This window comes from Pedomonas sp., from assembly GCF_036515995.1.
Classification (GTDB): domain Bacteria; phylum Pseudomonadota; class Alphaproteobacteria; order Sphingomonadales; family Sphingomonadaceae; genus Pedomonas.
Window position 1 is genome coordinate 1 of sequence record NZ_DATBUP010000108.1, and the last position, 20,649, is coordinate 20,649.

General features: G+C 66.6%; 17 protein-coding genes. 4 read left to right on the forward strand and 13 right to left on the reverse strand.

Going from position 1 to position 20,649, the window contains the following annotated elements; translation table 11 throughout:
• The first annotated feature begins 82 nt into the window (after nt 1-82).
• Entirely contained in the window at nt 83-1,879 is a 1,797-nt protein-coding gene (locus VIG90_RS08070; RefSeq protein ID WP_331592978.1) for a hypothetical protein, read from the forward strand.
• Here VIG90_RS08070 and VIG90_RS08075 read toward each other — a convergent pair.
• The 5 genes from VIG90_RS08075 to VIG90_RS08095 all read right to left on the reverse strand — a co-directional run bounded on the left by VIG90_RS08075 (nt 1,852) and on the right by VIG90_RS08095 (nt 11,241).
• The gene (locus VIG90_RS08075) at nt 1,852-3,720 is read right to left on the reverse strand and encodes an asparagine synthase-related protein (RefSeq protein WP_331592979.1); all 1,869 of its coding nucleotides are present in this window, start codon (nt 3,718-3,720) and stop codon (nt 1,852-1,854) included. The genes VIG90_RS08070 and VIG90_RS08075 overlap by 28 nt on opposite strands.
• Nucleotides 3,721-3,725: 5 nt before the next feature.
• Nucleotides 3,726-5,492 (reverse strand): hypothetical protein, encoded by a 1,767-nt coding sequence (locus VIG90_RS08080; protein ID WP_331592980.1) that lies wholly within the window; start codon nt 5,490-5,492, stop codon nt 3,726-3,728.
• 135 nt (nt 5,493-5,627) lie between these two features.
• Nucleotides 5,628-7,394 (reverse strand): hypothetical protein, encoded by a 1,767-nt coding sequence (locus VIG90_RS08085; RefSeq protein ID WP_331592981.1) that lies wholly within the window; start codon nt 7,392-7,394, stop codon nt 5,628-5,630.
• 177 nt (nt 7,395-7,571) lie between these two features.
• Nucleotides 7,572-9,344 (reverse strand): asparagine synthase-related protein, encoded by a 1,773-nt coding sequence (locus VIG90_RS08090; protein WP_331592982.1) that lies wholly within the window; start codon nt 9,342-9,344, stop codon nt 7,572-7,574.
• A gap of 283 nt (nt 9,345-9,627) precedes the next feature.
• Entirely contained in the window at nt 9,628-11,241 is a 1,614-nt protein-coding gene (locus VIG90_RS08095; protein ID WP_331592983.1) for a lysine--tRNA ligase, read from the reverse strand.
• A 13-nt stretch (nt 11,242-11,254) separates the two neighbouring features.
• Between VIG90_RS08095 and VIG90_RS08100 the strand changes: the two genes are divergently transcribed.
• The 3 genes from VIG90_RS08100 to VIG90_RS08110 all read left to right on the forward strand — a co-directional run bounded on the left by VIG90_RS08100 (nt 11,255) and on the right by VIG90_RS08110 (nt 15,183).
• Entirely contained in the window at nt 11,255-14,092 is a 2,838-nt protein-coding gene (locus tag VIG90_RS08100) for an ATP-dependent DNA helicase (protein ID WP_331592984.1), read from the forward strand.
• Nucleotides 14,089-14,511, forward strand: a complete 423-nt coding sequence (locus VIG90_RS08105; protein WP_331592985.1) for a tellurite resistance TerB family protein — start codon at nt 14,089-14,091, stop codon at nt 14,509-14,511. The genes VIG90_RS08100 and VIG90_RS08105 overlap by 4 nt, the downstream gene beginning before the upstream one ends.
• Before the next feature lie 138 nt (nt 14,512-14,649).
• On the forward strand, nt 14,650-15,183 hold the full coding sequence (locus VIG90_RS08110) for a histidine phosphatase family protein (RefSeq protein ID WP_331592986.1): 534 nt from the start codon (nt 14,650-14,652) through the stop codon (nt 15,181-15,183).
• Nucleotides 15,184-15,454: 271 nt separating this feature from the next.
• Here the strand turns inward: VIG90_RS08110 and VIG90_RS08115 are convergent, their stop codons facing one another.
• From VIG90_RS08115 to sufB, 8 genes are all read right to left on the reverse strand, one after another.
• Entirely contained in the window at nt 15,455-15,622 is a 168-nt protein-coding gene (locus VIG90_RS08115; RefSeq protein ID WP_331592987.1) for a hypothetical protein, read from the reverse strand.
• A 272-nt stretch (nt 15,623-15,894) separates the two neighbouring features.
• Nucleotides 15,895-16,098 (reverse strand): DUF6726 family protein, encoded by a 204-nt coding sequence (locus tag VIG90_RS08120; RefSeq protein WP_331592988.1) that lies wholly within the window; start codon nt 16,096-16,098, stop codon nt 15,895-15,897.
• Nucleotides 16,076-16,480 (reverse strand): iron-sulfur cluster assembly accessory protein, encoded by a 405-nt coding sequence (locus VIG90_RS08125; protein ID WP_331592994.1) that lies wholly within the window; start codon nt 16,478-16,480, stop codon nt 16,076-16,078. The genes VIG90_RS08120 and VIG90_RS08125 overlap by 23 nt, the downstream gene beginning before the upstream one ends.
• 8 nt (nt 16,481-16,488) lie before the next feature.
• Nucleotides 16,489-16,929: an SUF system Fe-S cluster assembly protein gene (locus VIG90_RS08130; RefSeq protein WP_331592989.1), complete on the reverse strand. Its 441-nt coding sequence runs from the start codon at nt 16,927-16,929 to the stop codon at nt 16,489-16,491.
• Entirely contained in the window at nt 16,926-18,122 is a 1,197-nt protein-coding gene (locus VIG90_RS08135) for a cysteine desulfurase (RefSeq protein ID WP_331592990.1), read from the reverse strand. Before VIG90_RS08135 ends, VIG90_RS08130 begins: the two co-directional genes overlap by 4 nt.
• Complete coding sequence (locus VIG90_RS08140) at nt 18,119-19,105, reverse strand: SufD family Fe-S cluster assembly protein (protein ID WP_331592991.1); 987 nt, start codon at nt 19,103-19,105, stop codon at nt 18,119-18,121. The genes VIG90_RS08135 and VIG90_RS08140 overlap by 4 nt, the downstream gene beginning before the upstream one ends.
• Nucleotides 19,102-19,842, reverse strand: coding sequence for a Fe-S cluster assembly ATPase SufC (gene sufC, locus VIG90_RS08145; RefSeq protein WP_331592992.1), 741 nt, complete (start codon nt 19,840-19,842; stop codon nt 19,102-19,104). The genes VIG90_RS08140 and sufC overlap by 4 nt, the downstream gene beginning before the upstream one ends.
• Before the next feature lie 36 nt (nt 19,843-19,878).
• Nucleotides 19,879-20,649: Fe-S cluster assembly protein SufB (gene sufB / locus VIG90_RS08150; protein ID WP_331592993.1), on the reverse strand; the 771-nt coding region annotated here is incomplete at its 5' end.

A 20,649-nucleotide genomic window follows, 5' to 3' on the forward strand; every position in this document is an offset into this window, starting at 1 on the left:
GTGGCTTAGCGCAAATCTCTGGATTGCTCGCCGGACCGCCCTAGACTGTTGAGGCGATCGCCAAATCCAGAAGGGTGTAGGAATGCTGATAACGGATCGCTGGCTGGCCTGGTTGCCTCATCCTGATGGCCCTGCGGGCAAGACCGTTCCCAACCTGCCAACCGGCTACACCGAGGTGCCGTTCGGTCGTGCACGCCTCTGGACGCTGCTCTTTGACCGGGAGGCAGCGCGCAAGGGCGGCCCGTTGCGGCTGGTGGACACGGTACCTGGCAGCCATGCCCGCACGGCCAGCTGGTCCAAGTCCATGAGCTTCGAGGATCTGCAGGACGCCCTTCAGGTCTTCACCGAGATCCGGGAGAACGGGCCGGGCACGCTGCTCGTCTCGGGTGATCTGCTTGCCATTCGCCCGGTTTACCTGCGCCGCCGCCCGGACGGCTGGTGGCTGTCCAACCGCGTGGACCTGCTGCGCCTTGTTGCCCCGCCGGAGCCGCTGAACAGCACGCTGCCGCTGCTGGAGTACTTCATCATGCTCTCGCCCATGGGGCGGCGCACGCTGGAGGGTGGTGTGGAGCGGCTGCAGGCAGGCGATTGGGTGGAATGGACCGAGGAGCGCGGCCCGGCTCTACACGCCGAAGGGCTGCGCGTCTGGCTCGGCCGCCGCGATCCGGACGAGCACCCCCGCGTTGCCGCCGACACGCTGAAGCAGACCATTTATGACTCCATCAACCGCAAGCTGGCCTGGCATCCCACCATGCCGGTGCTGGCCCTCTCCGGCGGGTTCGACTCCCGGCTCATCGGCGCGGCGTTCCGCGACATGGGGCACCGGCCCACGGCCTACACCTACGGCGAGCCGCACCATCAGGAGAACTGGGCGGCGCGGCAGATCGCCCAGCGGCTGGGGCTGGAGCTGCGCAAGGTCGAGTATCCCGAAGACATGCTGCGCTCGCGCATGCCGATGAACTTCGAGATCCTGCAGGGGCAGATCGACCCGCACGTCCTGCACATCGCCAACCTGCTGGCGATCCCCGAGGCGGACGGCACCGCCATCATGCACGGCTTTCTGGGGGATGCGATCAGCGGCTCGTTCGTCACCAGCCTTCGGGACGATGCCTTCACCAGCAAGGATGCGCTGGCCGATGCCATTGCGCGGCGCTACGCCTATCCCACGCTGTTGAAGGCGGCAGAGGCGGCGGGTATTTCCTATCCGCTCGATCAGCTGCGCCAGACGGTCTACGAGGATCTCCAGCCCGCGCCGACGCTCTACCAGTCTGCCATGCTGTGGACCTGCATGAACCGGCAGCGGCGCTTCACCGCCAGCCAGGCGGAGATTCTGGGGCCGCGGTTCGCGCCCTTCTATCCGTTCTATGACCGGGCGTTCATGGAGCTGTGGCTGAACCAGTCCATGTTCGCGCAGATCGGCCGCACGCTGCTGCGCACCCTGTTCATCCTGCACTTCCCGGTGGTGGCGACGATCCCCCACCCCAGCGCCAACTACGCCATCACCCCTGCGCTGAAGGATATCCTGCACAAGTTCGCGCGGGACCGGGTGATGGACCTGAAGGAGCGGGCGTACAAGCTCATGGGCCGGGAGCAGCCGCACCCGGACATCATGCGCATCTCCTATGGCGGAGAGACGGACGAGATCCGCCGCAGCATGGCGCAGGAAGTCACCGCCTCGGCTCCGGCGCTGAAGGCGCGCTTCGGGCTGGACGTGCCGCCCAATCTGCTGGGCTTCTGCTTCCCGGACGGCAAGCTCTACTACGACGGCCTGCACACGCTGCGTCGCTTCTGGGCCCTGTCTCGCTATGCGCGCTGGGCGGAGGACGGAGAGGTGTCCGTCCTCCCGCAGTCTCAGGAGCGCACGGCCTCCGCCGCCTGAGGAGCAACGAGCGGGGTGGCCAGGACATCCGCCACCCTGCTGTTGCCTTCGTGGCGCACCTGCGCGCCGGGGCTGGCCAACGCCCGCTGCAGATGATCCGCATAGGCTCCCAGCGTCAGCAGCAGGCGGGCGGTCTGGGTGGTACGGCCGCGCCGGTCGGGCAGGGCCTGGGTGTAACCCGGTGCCAGTGTCAGGCCGAGCTGCTGGCGCAGCGCCGGGCGGAACGCTTCCAGCCGTTCGAACAGCCGGGCCTGATGGCGGCGCGAGGTAAGGTTCGGGCCGTCATAGATGTAGCTGCTGCGGCCGATGGCGCGCATGGCCTGATCGACGCGATTGCTGCCGAAGAACCGCGCCGCCGTGTTGAACAGGCGCTGTTCCATCCACTCCAGCGCGCGGGCGGGCTGCTGCTGGGCAATCAGCGCGTGGTGCTCGGGGTGGGGCACCTGCCCAAGCTGCGGGAAGCGCCCCGCGAACCAGCGCTTGAACCATTTGCGATCCACCAGCCCTGACACCGGCACGCGCGACCAGAAGGCCACATAGTCCCGGTCGTAATAGGGCATCAGCAGATCGGCCCACGGCTGGGAGGCGGAGAGAATGCCCGCCGTGTAGCGGCGCACATGGTCTTCCCAGCCCCAGCGCCAGAAGGCGGGAATCGGCGCGCAGTCGTCGCCCAGCTCGGCGCGGATGCTGGCGGTCAGCGCCGCCTCGTCCACCGTGATGCCGAGCAGGCGTCCCAGATCCGGTCCGGTGGGCACGTAGTACTTCAGGATGGAGCGGGCCATGGCCTCGTGCGAGGTGTCGTCTCCCGCCTTCACGCGCGAGGCGAAGGAGCCCGCGATCAGGTCCCCGGCAAAGCCCTGGATCATCCGCACCGGCGGCAGGTGGAAGTCCGCCACGGCGCTCATCTGGCCGGTGGAGAGGTCGCAGCAGCCTTCCAGCCAGCCGGTCAGCTGGTCCAGTTGCCCGAGGATGATGTCGTCCCGGTAGGGCAGGGAACGGTGCGGCAGGCCGAGCAGCCGGGCGATCTCGGCAGCGGCGCGGGCCTCGCGCGTGTAGGGCGCGCCGAAGGTGATGGAGAGCGGGCGATGGCCCCGCTCCACCGTCATGGCGGCCAGCAGGCGGGAGTCGTACCCGCCGGACAGGGAGAGGGCGAGCGGCTCGGGGTTGGAGCCGAGCATGCCGTCCATCAGCCGATTGACTTGGCTGTCCATCTCCCGGCTGAATGTCTCGAAGGTCATGGCCGGGTCCGCCTCCGGCAGCACCCAGCGCCGCTCCCGGGTGACGCTCAGGCCCTCCTCGAGCGTCCAGCGATAGACCGCGCCGCTGGCCAGCCGCTTCACCCGCTGGTGCAGGGTGCGGTCTTCCCACGTGGCGCGGCCGATGAACAGGAACTGCACGGCAAGGGGATCGAGCGGCTGGGCCAGCGAGGGCTCGCACACCAGAATGTCGGTGATGGTGGAGCTGAACAGCCAGCCGGTCTCGGTCTCGGCCCAGTAGGCGGGCTTCAGGCCAACGGCGTCTGATTCCAGCGTTAGCTGCCGCCCGTCCCAGCGCAGCATGTTGAACACCTGGGCGTGCTCCTCGGCCCAGTCTGCGTCCACCGGCCCGGCGGGGGTGGGCAGATGAGGGACGCGCAGCGGAAAGGCGTCGATCACGGTGTTGACGGGAGGCTGGGCCGGATTGCGGTGCACCGGGCTTGCAACAGCAAGCTGCAGCGGGCCCCATGCCAGCGGTTCCAGCCCGGCGTGTTCGGCAGCGCTGCGCCAGCGCCGTTCGGCAGCGGGCGAGTCAGCATGTCCGGTCTTGGGCAGCCAGAGCAGGAAGCGGCTGGTTGTAAGCATAAGGGTCAAGCCTCCTGAAGCGTGGAGATAAGTCGGTCTTCATGAATCCAGCGCGCAGCACGCCAGTGGAACAGCTGCTTGCCGATCACCTTGCGCAGCTCGCTGTCTTCCCTGGCGCGACGCACCACATCCATATCCAACATGTCGTCCTCTTCCTCGTAAAGGGAAGGATGGCGAACGAAACGGGAGGGCGCAAAGCCGAATTTCTGCCCCACGCGCAGCAGGCGGGAGAGGCGTGGCCGCGCCGCGATGGCGCGCCAGCCCTTCTGGGTCGCCCGGCAGGCGGTATAAGCCAGCCACGGCGCATCACCCCGGTGCATGGTGCCGCCGGAATAGAAGGGCACCTGTGTCAGCTCCGGTGACAGCGCCCGGAATACGTCGAGGTAGAAGCTGTGGTCCTGCCGGCGTCGGAACGGCACCGGCGCGGCGGTTTCCCACAGGCGGCGGGAGGCGCCCACCATCAGCGGCGTTGCATGGTTGGCATAGACCTTGGTCGGGTTGACCCCGGCGCGGTTGCGCATCCGGTTCTCGACGATCCACTGCCACATGCCGTGGGCGGTATCGGGGTAAAGGCCTTTCGTACGCTCGAACTCCGCATGGAAGGCATCAACGAAGCTGCGCCAGACGGCGGGCCTGAACGCCTGCACGGCCGGGGTCTTGGTGTTGAACTTCTGCCTGGCGAAGGCGTCGAAGCTGCCGTCGCCCACCTGTTGCAGCGTGGAGAGGGCCAGCGCCGGAATCAGCCCTTCCCACACCGCGCCGCTGCCCTTCAGGTTGGAGGCCAGCTGAGAGATGAACAGGTAAAGGTTGGGCGTCGAGCCGTCGATCGAGCGCACATACTCAAGGTACTCCCGTGACGAGAAGAACGCGGCGTCCGGCTGGCGATAGTGGATCGCGGTGTCGGTGCGACGGGCCACCTGCCGGGCCAGCTTGCCGTCCAGATCGCCATCGAGGTTGGAGTGGTCGAGGATCAGCGCGCGCCGCCCCTTCACGTCCAGCTTGTGAAGGGCGGCAAGGATGATGCGGCTGTCGAACCCGCCGGAGAGCAGGCAGACATTGGCGTCCGTCAGCGCCTGATAGGCGGCGGTGTTGGCCTTCAGCGCATCGGCTGCTGCCTCGGGCGCGGGCTCCGGCCCTTCCTCGGGCATATGCCAGTAGCGGCTGGTCTCGATCTGCCGGTTCGAGCCTTCGATGCCCGGCAGGCCCGCGCTGACGGTCATGAGCGTCGCCGGGCGCAGCCGCTCGGCATGCTGCGTCAGCGAGGCGCGGCCGATGGGGTAGCCGAGGATGATGAACGCGCCCCAGCCGGCAGGGTCGGGCGTGTAGGGGAAAGCCTTGGTTTCGGTGGCCGCCATCCAGCCACCCTCGCCGTCGTCCCCGGCGTAGATGGGCTGAAGGCCGAGGAAGTCGTTGACCACATAGAGCTTCTGCTCCGCCGCCGACCAGCCGATGGCGGCGAAGATGCCGTCCAGCGTCGGCGCGAGCCTGGGCAGGTCGCTGGCCGCCGTCAGCTTGAGCATCTGCCCCTCGCCGAGCGGCAGGCCGCTCCAGGCGATGATGTCCCCGTTCTGGAGGCGCAGCAGGCCGGGGCCGGTCCCGGTGCGCGCCAGCGGCTGCGTCCGAGCGTCCATGGTCTGGCTAGCAGGGGCATGGATGACGCCGATCTCGCCGCCCGGAAAAGCGGCAGCGTCAATGGTCCAGCCGCCCGGATCCATGATTTCAAGCATGGGGCGGACCGGCCGGTGTCCCAGACACAGGGCAAGTTTCTGCATTTGTCCCTCGGGGTAGCTGCGCGCGTAACGGCCAGGCTTCGCCGGAAGCGAAGCCCAGGGCTTAAACGCACAAGTTCCCCAAAGGTATCAAATGCCTGTGCATTTTTTCGCTTGCGCGGGTGCAGACCCCCTGGGTCAGGCCGCTTCCAGCGTTTCGTGCAGCCGGTTCTCGTGTACCCAGCGGGTCGTGCGCCAATGGAACAGCAGCTTGCCCACCTGCTCGCGCAGCGCATCGTCCGTCTCGGCGCGGCGCACCACGTCCATATCGAGGAGATCATCCTCTTCCCGGTAGAGGGCGGCGTGCCCTACATAGCGGGACGGGGTGAAGTACATTTCCTGATCCAGCCCCAGCAGCTTGGCGAGGCGCGGGCGGCGCTGCACCGCGCGCCAGATGTCCTGAATCGCCTTGTAGCGCTTGAAGGTGAGCCATGGCGCATCGCCCCGGTGCAGCACGCTGCCCGAGGAGAAGGGAATGCGGGTCAGCTCCGGCGTCAGGGTGCGGAACACGTCCACGTAGTAGTGGTAGTCCCGCCGCCGGTTGAACGGAATGGTCGCCGCCAGCTTCCAGAACGGGCGGGACGCGCCCACCATCAGCGGCGTCACATGGTTGATGTAAACCTTGGTGGGGTTGACGCCGGTGCGGTTGCGCATCCGGTTCTCCACCACCCACTGCCACACGCCGTGCGGCTGGTTGGGGTAGAAGGTCTTCGTCCGCTCGAACTCGGCCTCGAAGGCGTCGCGGAAGGCGGTTCGCACGCTCGGCTTGAAGATCTTCACCGCCTCGCCGCCGGTCTTGAACATGGTCTTGTGGAAGGTCTCGAACGAGCCGTCCCCGGTCTGCAGCGGCGCGCGCAGCGCCAGGGGCGGGATCAGCCCCTCCCACACCGCGCCGCAGTGCTGGATGACCGAGGAAAGCTGGGCGATGAACATGTAGAGGTTGGGCGTGCCGCCATCGATGGCGTCGATGTAGTCGAGGTACGCCGTGGACGAGAAGAAGTCCCGGTCCGGCTGGCGGTAGTCGATCGGCGTGTTGGTGCGGCGGGCCACCAGCGCGGCCAGCTTGCCGTCGAGGTCCGCGTCTTCCTCGTAGTGGCTGAGGATGAGGGCCTTCTTCTCCTTCACGCCCAGCTCGTGCAGCGCGGCGAAGATGGCGCGGCTGTCGAACCCGCCCGAGAGCAGGAACACGCTGTCGTCCACAAGGCCATGATAGGCGGCGGTGTTGTCCTTCAGCAGCTCGACGATGGCCCGCGTCGGCGGCTCGGAGCCTTCGTCCGGCGTCTCCCAGTAGCGGCTGGTCTCGATCTGCCGGTTGGCGCCCTCCACCCCGGGCAGGCCGGGGGTGATCGCCAGCACGGTTGCCGGACGCAGCCGCTCGGCATGCTGGGTTGCCGTCGAGCGGCCGATGCTCTGCCCGAAAGCGATGAACGCGCCCCAGCTTGCGGCATCCGGCGTGTAAGGAAACACCTTGGTCTCGTTGGCGGCCATCCAGCCGCCCTGACCGTCATCGCCCACGTAAACCGGCTGGAGGCCGAGGAAATCGGTGATGACGTAGAGCCTGCCCTCTGATGCCGACCAGCCGATGGCGGCGAACACGCCGTCCAGCTCGGGAGCCAGTTTCGGCAGGTCCCGCGCGGCGGTCAGCTTCACCTTCTGGCCTTCGGCCAGCGGCAGGCCGCTCCACGCGATGATGTCGCCATTCTCCAGCCGGATGAGGCCCGGCCCGGTATTGGTGCGCTGCATCAGCGCCGTGCGGTCCCCCTGGCCATGGGTGACAGGGGCATGGATGACGCCGATCTCGCCGCTGGGAAAGGCTGCGGTGTCGTAAACCCATCCGCCGGGGTCCATCCGTTCCAGAAGGGGTCGAACCGGCTGGCTGCTCAGGCGTACGGCAAGTTTCTGCATGGCGTTCTCAGGCTGCTGTGCACAGGTAAGGAAAGCCCCGCCGGAGGCGAAGCTTGACAGTAAAACGCTCAACTTGGGCAAACAGACCTACCACGCCCTCACATTTTTTGCGAAGGGCGCGTTGCGATGAACCGCCGGTTGAACCCGGCGGCGGGAGATCTGCGGAAAAACGCTGGCTCAGGCTGCCAGTCGGCTGGCGTTCCTGTCTCCCAGCAATGTTTCGTGCAGCCGGTTCTCGTGCACCCAGCGGGTGGTGCGCCAGTGGAACAGCTGCTTGCCCACATGCTTGCGCAGCGCTTCATCCGTCTCGGCGCGGCGGACCACGTCCATGTCGAGCATGTCGTCGTCCTCCTGATAGAGGGCCGGGTGGCGCACGAAGCTGGATGGCGCGAAGCCGTAGTGCTTCGCCACGCCCAGACGGCGGGCGATGCGCTGGTTCCTGGCAATCGCCTTCCACATGCGCTGGCCGTAGTAGCAGGCGGCGAACAGCATGGCCGGCGAATCCGCCCGGTGGAGCACGCCGCCCGAATAGAACGGCACCCGCGCCAGCTCCGGGGCGAGCGTGCGGAACACGTCGAGGTAGAGGCTGCGGCTGTGGCGCTGGTCATAGGGCGCGGGCGCGGTGATGTCCCACAGGCGGCGGGAAGCGCCAAGCATCAGCGGCGTTGCGTAGTTGGCGTAAACCTTGGTCGGGTTGACGCCGATGCGGTGGCGCATCCGGTTGTCGATCACCCACTGCCACATGCCGTGGGGCGAGTCGGGGTAAAAGCTCCGGGTGCGCTCGAACTCCGCATCGAACGCATCCAGAAACATCTGGCGCGCCCATGGCTTGAAGATCTGGATCACCTCCGGCACCGGCTTGCACTTCTGCTGGCGGAAGGCGGCGAAGCTGCCCTCCTCGGTGCGCTGGATGCTCTTGAACGCCATGGCGGGGATGAGCCCCTCCCAGATCGCACCCGTGTTCGACAGGCCGCCGGAGAGCTGGGCGATGAACAGGTAGAGGTTGGGCGTCGCGCCATCGATGCCCCACACGTAATCCAGGTAATCGGCGCTGGAGAAGTAATCCCGGTCCGGCTGGTAGGTGCTGACCGGCGTGCCGGTGCGGCGGGCAACCATGCGGGCGAGCCTGCCGTCCAGATCCGCGTCCTCGTCGTCATGGCTGAGGATGAGGGCGCGGCGCTGCTCCACCTGCATCCGGTAGAGCAGGCCCAGAATGAGCCGGGAGTCGAACCCGCCCGAGAGCAGGCACACGTTCTCCTCCGCCACGGCTTGATAGGCGGCGGCGTTCTCCAGCAGCGCGTCCACCGCTTCCTCGGCAGAGGGCTCCTTCGTGCCCTGCGTCGGGAATTGCCAGTAGCGGGTGGTCTCCACCTTTGCCGGAGACCCCGAGCCCGGAGCGCCGGGCGTCACGGTCAGGATGGTGGCCGGTCGGGGTCGTTCGGCATGGAGGGTCATGGACCCCCGGCCGATGGCGTGGCCGCAGGAGATGAAGCCGCCCCAGCCCGCCGGGTCGGGCGTGTAGGGGAACGCCTTGGTTTCGGTGGCGGCCGTCCAGTGGCCTTGCGGATCGCCCACATAGATGGGTTGCAGGCCCAGAAAGTCGGTCACAACATAAAGCTGCTGCGTGGCTGCGGACCAGCCGATGGCAGCAAAGGTGCCGTCCAGCCGCGGAGCGACGTCCGGCAGGTCGGAGGCGCGCGGCACCCACAGCTTGCGGTTGGGTGCCAGCGGCAAGCCGCTCCAGGCAATAACGTCGCCGTTCTCCAGCCGCTGAAGGCCGGGGCCGATGCCTGCGTTGGTCAGGGCAACGCTCTGCTGGCCAGGCGCATACAGCACGCCGATCTCGCCGCAGGGCAGGGAGGCGATATCCAATTTCCAGTCGCCAGGATTCATGGCGTCCAGAAGCGGACGCACCGATTGGCCGCCCAAACGTACAGCAAGTTTTTGCATTGCAACCCCAGATGCTTGCTACCAACAGGGCTGAGGCCGGCATCGCCAGCCCCAAGGCACCGGGGAAAAGAACGCACCGGAGCTAATACGGATCAATTAGGATTATGATTTTTAAGCCTATTCTCATTCTATTCTAAATCCGGGCGCAGGAGCAGCGCCCGCCCCGGCGGAAATCCGGCAAGGTTTCCGCGGGGTTCAGCCGGTTTTGAAGCCGCGCCCATAAACGAAAAGGGAGCCGGCCCGGCTCCCTTTTCTGTCCTGTTCAGCAATGAGCGCCGGGCGCTTACCGCGCCAGCGCCTCGCTGATGAGGCGCTTGATGCCCTCGCGGCCGTAGAGCGCGATGAACGAGCCCATGCGCGGGCCTTGAGACTGGCCGAGCAGGCACTCGTAGAGCGCCTTGAACCAGTCGCGCAGGTTTTCAAAGCCGTGGGCCTTGCCCGTCTCGAACACCTCGGTCTGGTAAGCCTCCGCATCGGCGTCCGCCGGCAGGGCGTCCAGCCGGGTCACCAGATTCTGCATTGCGGCCTTTTCCTGCTCGGAGGGCGCGCGCACCTGCAGGGTAGGGGCCACGCGGTCGCGGAAATAGGCCAGCGCGTAGCCGACGAGACGGTCCAGCTCCGGATGCGTCTCGGGCGTTGCGCCCGGCACGTAACGGGAGATGAAGCCCCACAGCACGGCGCGATCGTCCGTGTTGGCGGCCGCCACCAGGTTCAGCAGCAGCGCAAACGAGATCGGCAGCTCGATCTGCGGCACGGCGCCGGTGTGGATGTGGAACGCCGGGTTGCCCAGCTTCTCCGCGTCTTCCTGACGCTGGAAGGCGGAGACGAACGAGTAATACTCGTCCACTGCCTTCGGGATCACGTCGAAGTACAGGCGCTTGGCCTTGCGCGGAGCCTGATACATGTAAAGCGCAAGGCTCTCCGGCGAGGCGTAGGTCAGCCACTCCTCGATCGTCAGGCCGTTGCCCTTGGACTTGGAGATCTTCTCGCCCTTCTCGTCGAGGAAGAGTTCGTAGTTGAACCCCTCCGGCGGCTTGGCACCCAGCGCGCGGGCGATCTTGCCCGACAGGGTGACCGAGTCGATCAGGTCCTTGCCCGCCATTTCGTAGTCGACGCCCAGCGCCACCCAGCGCATCGCCCAGTCCGCCTTCCACTGCAGCTTGCAGTGACCCTTGGTGACGGGCACGGTCATGCGCTCGCCGTCGTTGGGGTCGATGTAGGTGACGGTGCCGGCCTCCACGTCGCGCTCCACCATCGGCACCTGCAGGACGATGCCCGTCTTCGGGCACACCGGCAGGAACGGGGAGTAGGTCTTGCGGCGATCCGGGCCCAGCGTCGGCAGGATGATGTTCATCACCGCGTCGTAGTTGGCCAGCATCTTCAGCAGCGTCTCGTCGAACCGGCCCGCCTTGTAGCATTCGGTGGCGGACAGGAACTCGTACTTGAAGCCGAAGGCGTCAAGGAACGCGCGCAGGCGGGCGTTGTTGTGCTCGCCAAAGCTCGGGTGGGTGCCGAACGGATCGGGCACCTGCGTCAGCGGCTTGCCCAGCGCCGGGGTCAGCAGCTCCTTGTTGGGCACGTTGTCCGGCACCTTGCGCAGGCCGTCCATGTCGTCGGAGAAGCAGATCAGCTTGGTCGGCAGGTCCGAGAGCAGCGAGAAGGCATGCATCACCATGGTGGTGCGGGCCACTTCGCCGAAGGTGCCGATGTGCGGCAGGCCGGACGGGCCGTAGCCGGTCTCGAACAGCACGTAGCCCTTCTCCGGTGGCGCGTCCTTGTAACGATCCACCAGTTTACGGGCCTCCTCGAACACCCAGGCCTTGTTCGTCTGCGCTGCGTCCTTCAGAGAGTCCATCTTGTCATTCCGGTGGTTGTCGTGAACATAAGAGACGGTCATTAGTGGTCCTGCCATGACCGATCAACCCGCACATACCGGAAATGCGCTGCTCTTGCGCCATCCAACGCTTGTTGCCGCCCATGTCGGCATCTGGATGGCGGAGGGAGACGGCCCGCCCCAGTCCCTCACACGGGGGCAGGCGATCCGCCTTGCCGCTGACACGCCGGTCATTCTGCTGAACGCGCCGCTCACCGCATCGCGCCTCGGCTACCCTGCGCTTTCCGGGCTGGACCTGCTCGAGCTGTTCGCCTTCGTGCGCCCCGCCCAGTTCTGCGTGCCGACCGCAAGAGGCATGGCCCGCGCGCTCGGACTGGAGTCGCCAGTGACGCCGGAGGAGGAAGCGCTGTTTCTGCAGGTGGCGGCCGAAAAGCTGCTCTCCGAGATGGAAGACACCAACTGGCGCTACAAGGTGGGGGCTTACGGGTCCGCGCAGGCGCTGATGCGGCTGAAGTGGCCGTGGTCGACGCTGGTCGCCCAGCGGCTGGCCTCGCCCCGTCATGCGGAGCGCTCGCTGTTCCTTGCCCTGCCGGAGTGGGAAGATGCGCCGCCCCCGCCCAAGCCACGCGACGTGCGGGTGGGAGAGGAAGACGTGCTGGCCCGCCTCGAGCATCTGGTGGGCAAGGGCGCGGAGGAACGCCCCCAGCAGCGGGACTATGCGGAGGCCGCAACCTTCGCCTTCCAGCCGCGCGAGATGCAGGCCGCACCCAACGTGGCGCTGGTGGAAGCGGGCACCGGCACCGGCAAGACGCTGGGCTACTTGGCCCCGGCCAGCCTGTGGGCGGAGAAATCCGGCGGCAGCGTGTGGGTTTCCACCTTTACGAAGGCGCTGCAGCGCCAGCTGGATACGGAGCTGGCACGGCTGTACCCTGACCCGCAGCTTCGCGCCCGCAAGACCGTGGTGCGCAAGGGGCGGGAGAATTATCTGTGCCTCCTCAACCTTGAAGACGCGGTGCAGGGCGCGTTTACCGGCCGCGCCGCCATACTCGCCCATCTCACCATGCGCTGGGCCCGCTACACGCGCGATGGCGACATGATCGGCGGGGATTTTCCCGGCTGGCTGACGCCGCTGTTCGGCACCACCCGCATCAACGCGCTGACCGACCGTCGCGGCGAGTGCGTGTTCGCCGGATGCCCGCACTACCGCCGCTGCTTCATCGAGCGGGCGACGCGCAAGACGGCAGGGGCGGACATCGTCATCGCCAACCACGCGCTGGTGATGGTGAACGCCGCGCGCGGCAAGGCGGAGAACGAGCGCCTGTCCCGCATCGTGTTCGACGAAGGCCATCACCTGTTCGACGCGGCGGACAGCACCTTTGCCGCTCACCTCTCCGGCACGGAGGGGCTGGAGCTGCGCCGCTGGCTGCTGGGGCCGGAGAAGTCCCGCGCCCGGGGCCGCCGCCGCGGGCTCGAGGCGCGCCTGTCCGAACTGGTGCTGCACGATGATGAAAGCGCCCGTCTGCTCTCCGATATTCTGGACAAGCTGAAGGACCTGCCGGCCGAAGGCTGGCTCGGCCGCATTCAGGAGGGTGAGCCCTCAGGGCCCATCGAGAAGCTGCTGGGCGCGGTGCGCCATCAGGTGCTCGCCCGCGCCGAGGCCAAGGACGTGGGCTACGGCGTCGAGACCGAGATCGCCAACCTCCTGCCCGCCGTGGTGGATGCGGGTTACGAGGCCCAGCAGATGCTGGACGGGCTCGCCACGCCCATGGGCAAGCTGGAAGCGCGGCTGCTGGAGTTGGTGGAGGAACGGCCCGAGTGGCTGGACACCGCGCTGCGCACCCGCATCGAAGGCACCGCCAACGGGCTCCGGTTGCGCCGTCAGACCGTCATGGCGTGGATCAGCCTGCTGGCCCGGCTGGGCGGCGCGGCGGATCCGGAGTTCGTGGACTGGATGGCGCTGGATCGGGTCGAGGGGCGCGAGTTCGATGTCGGCCTGCACCGTCACTGGCTCGACCCCACCAAGCCGTTCTCGGGGCTGGTGATGGAGCCTGCCCACGGCGTCGTCGTCACCTCGGCTACGCTGCGCGACAAGGGAGCCATCATGGAGACGGATTGGCGCGTTGCCGAGCAGCGCACCGGCGCGCAGCATCTGGCCATGCCGCCCAAGCGGTTCTCGACGCCCTCGCCCTTTAACTATGCCGATGCCGCCCGGGTGTTCATCGTCACAGACGTGAAGCGCGGGGACATCGGCCAGCTCGCCGGGGCTTACAAGGCGCTCATTCAGGCAGCAGGCGGCGGCGTGCTCGGGCTGTTCACCGCCATTGCCCGCCTGAAGGCGGTGCACGCTCGCATCGCCGCGCCGCTGGCGGAGCGGGGCCTGCCGATTCTGGCGCAACATGTGGATCCCATCGACACCGGCACGCTCGTTGACATGTTCCGGGCCGATCCCGTCGCTTCCCTGCTCGGCACCGATGCCCTGCGGGACGGCGTCGACGTGCCCGGCCACTCCCTGCGCCTCGTTGCGCTGGAGGGCGTGCCCTGGCCGCGTCCCACCATCCTGCACGCGGCGCGGCGCGCGGCGTTCGGCGGCTCGGCCTATGATGATCTGGTCACACGGGCGCGGCTGGCGCAGGCATTCGGGCGGCTCATCCGCCGAGCGGAAGACCGGGGCGTGTTCGTGCTGCTGGGCGCGGCGGTGCCGTCTCGCCTGCTCTCCGCCTTCCCGCCGGAAGTGCCGGTGCGGCGCTGCACCCTGCTGGAGGCGGTGGAGGGCACCTACAAGTTCCTCGATGGCCGCGCGCCGGAGGACCTGACGGGGCTCCTCGAGCCGGTGCAACAGCCCGATGCCTTGCCTGAGCCTGACGCCGCGCCTACGATATCCGGCATATTCACACCAGGGAGTGAGGGGAAATGACCGGCCAGCCGGTTTCCGTCCATACGGCGCTCGTTTATCTGATGATTGTCGTTGCCGGGTCCAACGGCAGCATCGGCACGCCTGAAATGCAGACCATCGGCCGCATCGTGAAGGAGTGGCCGGTGTTCGAGAACTTCAACGTCGAGCTGCTCATCCCCCTCAGCCGTGATTGCGGCAGCATCCTCAACACGGATGACGGGCTGGACACGGTTCTGGGGCTCCTCCAGACCGCCATCCCCGAGGAACTGGGCGAGACCGCCTACAGCCTCGCCTGCGAGGTGGCCGCCGCAGACGGCGACGTGGATCAGGACGAGCGCCAGGTTCTCGACGCCGTGCGCGGCACGCTCGGCCTCGAGCGGCTGGCCGCCGCCGCCATCGAGCGGGCAACCGCGGCGCGGCTCAAGCGCCTGCCGTCCTAGCACCAGCCGTTCTGGCACCAGCCCTTTCGGCTGTTGCGCCGCTTTTTGCGTCGCATTCGCACCGTTCCGCCTTGGGGTTCGGGCGGGCTTCGGTCTATAAGCTGGAATACGGTGTGTTTCAGGTTTTAAGGGCCGCTTGTGAAATCGTTGACGTTGCTCCGCCACGCCAAGGCGAGCTGGGGCGAACCTTCCCAACGTGATTTCGACCGGCCGCTGGACGAGCGCGGTCGCCGCGCCGCCCCGCGCATGGGCCTTTACTTGCGCACCGAAGGCATGCGGTTCGACCGGGTGGTCGTCTCCCCCTCGGTGCGCACGCTGGAGACCCTGGCGCTGGTGGAAGAGGGCTACGGCTCCAAGTTTACCGAAATGGAGGACGAGCGCGTCTACCTCGCCTCCGCCGATTCCCTGCTCAGCCTCATTCATGATCTGCCCGACGAGTGGGACAGCGTCATGTTCGTCGGCCATAACCCCGGCTTCGAGGATCTGGGACTGTTGCTGGCCGGCACCGGGCCTGACCGCCTCATGACCCTGCTGGAAGCCTTCCTGCCCACCGCTGCCGTCATGGAACTGGAGTTCGACGTGGACAACTGGGCCGACGTCGCCGCCGGGGAGGGCGTGCTCATCCGCTTCACCCGCCCCGTCGACCTCGACGCCGCACTGGATGGGGATTGAGGACGACAGGATCGAGAGAGGCATGAAAGTCATGCACTGTAGCCGTTACCGGATCGCTTGGCTGATTGTACTGCTCTACATACCTCTCGTGCTTGTCGTAGGGGTGAGTCTTGGCGCTAGATGGGCGGTATTGGTCTTCATCCTGTTTGGCATTACCGGCATGATCCTCAAATGCCCCTCTTGCGGGAACGGCGTGTTCCGACAGAAATTTCTGTGGGTGCCTTTTCCGTCCCGTCGGTGTCGACGCTGCGGAGCCGGACTGGATTGAGAATCAGGCGTCCTGCCCGCATTCAGATGCGGTCTTGCTCATCTCCTCCATCTTCGCGGCCAGCTTCTCTGCCAGCGTGCGAATGGTGGACAGGTCATCCATGAACTCGGACATGTGATCGAGAAAGTGCGCACCGGGCGTGGAGTTCGGGTCGTTGGGCGTGTTGGCCATGATTGATGTCGCCTTTTCATCAGGCCTGTCTGGCATTTCCGGTTATCAGCCCAAAGGCCGTTCATGCCGAGGTCAGACAGACTCGTTGCTACTGGCTCACAGCTTGGGCGGCAAAAGGTTAAGTTAGCCTTTTCGTTTAGTTAACAGTACTTTAGGGAATTGGTTGGTTTGGCCGGGTGCTGCCGGGACGGATTGCCCGTTCCGGGGTGCAGGGATCCGAGACCCCTGCATAATCAAAAGCCGAAGGCTTGATGCGCCAGCGTGGGCGCGCCTCAGTCCACCACGTCGACGGCGGTTTCGACGGTTTTTGCGGCGACCTTCACGGGGATGGTCACGACCTTGGTGACGGCACAGCCGGAGAGGCTTGCCAGCAGGGCAAGCAAAAGGCCCGCTGCCAATGCGGCGCGGGCCAGAGAGAGGGTGCGGCTCGAGAGCCGGTAACCGGTCTGGTGATCAGACGGTAAAACTTTCGCCACAGCCGCAGCGTCCTTTTTCGTTGGGGTTCGTGAAGACGAACCCTGCCGTGAAGATGTCTTCCTGCCAATCCATTTCGGAGCCGATGATGTGCAGCAGCGACATCGTGTCGATGTAGAGGCGGCCGCCCGGCGTCTCGACGACTTCGTCGAGCGGGTTGGGCTCGTCCACGTAATCCACGTTGTACGACAGGCCCGAGCATCCCTTCTGCGGCGTGGTGAGTCGCAGGCCGGCAGCGGGCGTCTCGCGCTTGGCGAGCAGGTCGCGAATGCGCTCGGCGGCGCGCTCGGTCACCGTCAGGGCAGCCGGGCGGGCAGCGCGGGGCTTCACGGTCGGTTTCAGACCGGAAGTCGCACCAGAGTTGGCAGAGGTATTCGGGGTCATGTCGGTCATTACAGCATCCCCAGTTCCAGCTTGGCTTCGTCAGACATCTTCTGCGGGTCCCAGGGCGGATCCCACACAAGGTTCACCTCGACAGAGCCGACGCCCGGCACCGCGCCCACGCGGGTTTCCACCTCGCCCGGCATGGATTCGGCCACCGGGCAGTGGGGCGTGGTCAGCGTCATGGTGATGACGGCGTGGCCCTCGTCGATCTCCAGCCCGTAGATCAGGCCGAGGTCGTAGATGTTCACCGGAATTTCCGGATCGAAGATGTTGCGCAGGGCATCGAGCACCCGATCGTAGAGATCGCCGCCCGGCTCCTCGGCGGAGACGGCGGGCTTCTCTTCCTTCAGGAAGCTCTCGATGAAATCCACGGGGCGCGGCCGCTCCGGCGGGGGCGGGGCCTCGGTGACTTCCTCAACCTTGAACGCCTTTGGTTCTTCCCCAGTCATCGGAAGATCCTCACTACTTTTTCCATGCCTTCGGCCAGACGCTGCACGTCCGCCGGGGTGTTGTAGATACCGAAGCTGGCGCGCGCCGTTGCGCCCACGTGAAGCTTCTCCATCAGCGGCTGGGCGCAATGGTGGCCCGCGCGGATGTTGATGCCCGCCTCATCCAATATGGTGCCGATGTCGTGGGGATGCACCCCCTCCATCACGAACGAGACGATGCCGGTACGATGGCCCGGCCCCAGCACCTTCACCGAGTTGAAGCGCGACAGCGCCTCGATGGCGGCGCGGGTCAGCTCGGCTTCGTGCGCCTGGATGTTGGGCAGGCCCACTTCGGTCACGAAGTCGATGGCGGCCTTCAGCCCCAGCGCGCCGACGATGTGCGGCGTGCCGGCCTCGAACCGCTGCGGCGCGGGCAGGTACGTCGAGCGGGCAAAGGTGACGGTCTCGATCATCGCGCCGCCGCCGTGGTACGGGCGCATGGCGTTCAGAATGTCGAGCTTGCCCCAGAGCACGCCGATGCCGGTCGGGCCGTAGAGCTTGTGGGCGGAGAACACGTAGAAGTCCGCGCCGATGTCCTGCACGTCCACGATCTGGCGCGGCGCGGCCTGACAGCCGTCCACCAGCACCTTGGCGCCCACGGCGTGCGCCATGGCGGCAACGCGCTTCACGTCCACCAGCGTGCCGAGCACGTTGGAGATGTGGGTGACCGCAACCAGCTTCGTCTTTTCCGTGATGACCTTCTGGGCGGCCTCGTAATCAAGGTCGCCGGTCTCGGTAATCGGGATGACGCGCAGGCCGAAGCCCGCCTGTTCGGAGGCCAGCTGCCACGGCACGATGTTGGAGTGGTGCTCCAGTTCGGTCACCACCACTTCGTCATCGGGGCCGAGGTTGGCGGCGGCCCAGCTGTGCGCCACGAGGTTGATGCCCTCGGTCGCGCCGCGCACGAACACCACTTCGGACGGAGAGTTGGCATTGATGAAGCGGGCAACCGTGGCGCGCGCCTCCTCATAGGCCTCCGTCATGGTCTGGCTGCGCCGGTAGACGCCGCGATGCACCGTCGCATAGTCCTGCGAATAGGCGCGGGTGATCGCGTCGATCACGGACTTGGGCTTCTGGGCCGTCGCCGCCGTGTCGAGATAGACCAGCTCGGGCTCGCCGAGCAGAACCGGGAACAGGGGACGGTAATTCGTCATGCGCCGGCTCCGGTGTCTTGCAGCTCCTCCGCCTGAGGCCCCTTCGCCTGCGGCCCGCGCACCATTTCCCGCAGGCGGGCGGCCGAGGCCTCGGTGAAGGCGTCGCGCAGGGCTTCGTCCTCGATCGGCTCGATGGCGTCCGCCACGAAGGCTTCGGTCAGCAGCGCCTTGGCTTCCGCCGGGTCAACGCCGCGGGTGGCCAGGTAGAACAGCGCGCGCTTGTCCAGCTCGCCGACGGTGGCGCCGTGGGCGCACTTCACCTCGTTGGCATAGATCTCAAGCTCGGGCTTGGCGTTGGCCGTCGCGGTGCGGGCCAGCAACAGCGCCTTGGAGGACTGCTCGGCGTCGATGCGCTGCGAGCCCTCGGAAATGACGATCTTGCCGAGGTAGCTCACCGTCGCCTTGCCGTTGGCGACCGAGCGCACCGTCTGGCGGCTGGTGGCGTCCGGCGCGATGTGGTGGAAGCGCGTCACCAGTTCGATGGTCTGGGTGCCGTCCGCCAGCAGCACGCCGCCAAGATCGACGGACGCGCCGGTATGAATGCGGATGTCCAGTTCCACCCGGCCAAGCTGGCCGCCGGTGTTGAAGATGTGCACGCGGTAGGTGGCATTCTTGGCCACTTCCACATCGTAGCGGGCGGTGGTGATCGCCGCCTCGTCCCGCATCTGGCCGATGTGGTGCGTCAGGCTCGCGCCTTCGCCCACATGGATGGTGGTGGCCGGGTTCAGCCAGCCACCGCCCTTGAAGCTCTCGCTGAGGGTCGCGGTGGCGTTCGCGGCCACGGCGATGCTGTGGCTGACGCTGGCGCGGCCGGCGCTGATTTCCAGCGGCAGGGCAAGGGTCTCACCGTCGCGCAGGCTCAGGGCCTCCGAGACGGGCGCGTCAGCCGCATCCGGCAGCATCATGGCCGCTTCCAGCGCCTTCAGGTCGCTGTAGCGCCAGGCTTCCTCGTGCTTGCTGGGAAGGGTGAACGGAGCCGTCATGCCGCCACCGTTGCGTAGCCTTCGCGCTCCAGCTCCAGCGCCAGCGACTTGTCGCCGGTCTTGACGATGCGGCCATTTGCCAGAACGTGCACGTAGTCAGGCACCACATAGTCCAGCAGGCGCTGGTAGTGGGTGATGAGCAGGATCGCCCGGTCAGGCCCGCGAATGGCGTTGATGCCCTGCGAGACCACCTTCAGCGCGTCGATGTCGAGGCCGCTGTCGGTCTCGTCCAGCACCGCCAGCTTCGGGGACAGCACGGCCATCTGCACCATCTCGTTGCGCTTCTTTTCGCCGCCGGAGAAGCCCACGTTGACCGCGCGCTTCAGCATCTCGGCGTCCAGGCCCAGCTCCTTTGCCTTCTCGCGGATGAGGCGGAGGAAATCGGCGGCGGAGACTTCCGGCTCGCCGCGCAGCTTGCGCTGGGAGTTGAGCGCGGTGCGCAGGAACGTCAGGTTCGAGACACCCGGAATTTCCACCGGATACTGCAGCCCCAGGAACAGGCCGGCGGCGGCGCGCTCGTGCGGCTCCAGCGCGAACAGGTCCTTGCCGTCGAACTCCACGGAGCCGTCGGTCACTTCATAGCCGTCGCGGCCCGCCAGCGTGTAGCCGAGGGTGGACTTGCCCGCGCCGTTCGGCCCCATGATGGCATGGACCTCGCCCGGCTTGATGGACAGGCTCAAACCCTTCAGGATTTCCTTGCCTTCTACCGTGGCGTGCAGGTTCTTGATCTCAAGCATCAGCTTACTTCCTGTTCAAAATCTTCGCCGCAGTTCTTAGCCCACCGAGCCTTCAAGGCTGATGCCCAGCAGCTTCTGGGCCTCGACGGCGAACTCCATCGGCAGATGTTGCAGCACTTCACGGCAGAAGCCGTTGACGATCATGGCAACCGCCTCTTCCTCGGAAAGGCCGCGGCTCATGGCGTAGAACAGCTGGTCGTCCGAAATCTTGGAGGTGGTGGCCTCATGCTCGATCTGGGCCGAGGGGTTGCGCACCTCGATGTACGGCACCGTGTGCGCGCCGCTCGTGTCAGACAGCAGCAGGCTGTCGCACTGGGTGAAGTTGCGCACGTTCTCGGCGGTCGGCAGCACCTTCACGAGGCCGCGATAGGTGTTCTGGCCCCGGCCGACCGACACGCCCTTGGAGATGATCGTCGAGCGGCTGTTCTTGCCGATGTGGATCATCTTGGTGCCGGTATCGGCCTGCTGGTAGTTGTTCACCACCGCAACCGAGTAGAACTCGCCCACCGATTCCTCGCCCGCCAGCACGCAGCTTGGGTATTTCCAGGTCACGGCGGAGCCGGTTTCCACCTGCGTCCACGAAATCTTCGAGCGCGCACCTTTGCACAGGCCGCGCTTGGTGACGAAGTTGTAGATGCCGCCCTTGCCTTCCTTGTCGCCCGGATACCAGTTCTGGACCGTCGAATATTTGATCTCGGCGTCGTCGTGCGCGACCAGCTCGACGACTGCGGCATGCAGCTGGTTCTCGTCGCGCTGGGGCGCGGTGCAGCCTTCGAGATAGGAGACATAGCTTCCGGCGTCGGCGAC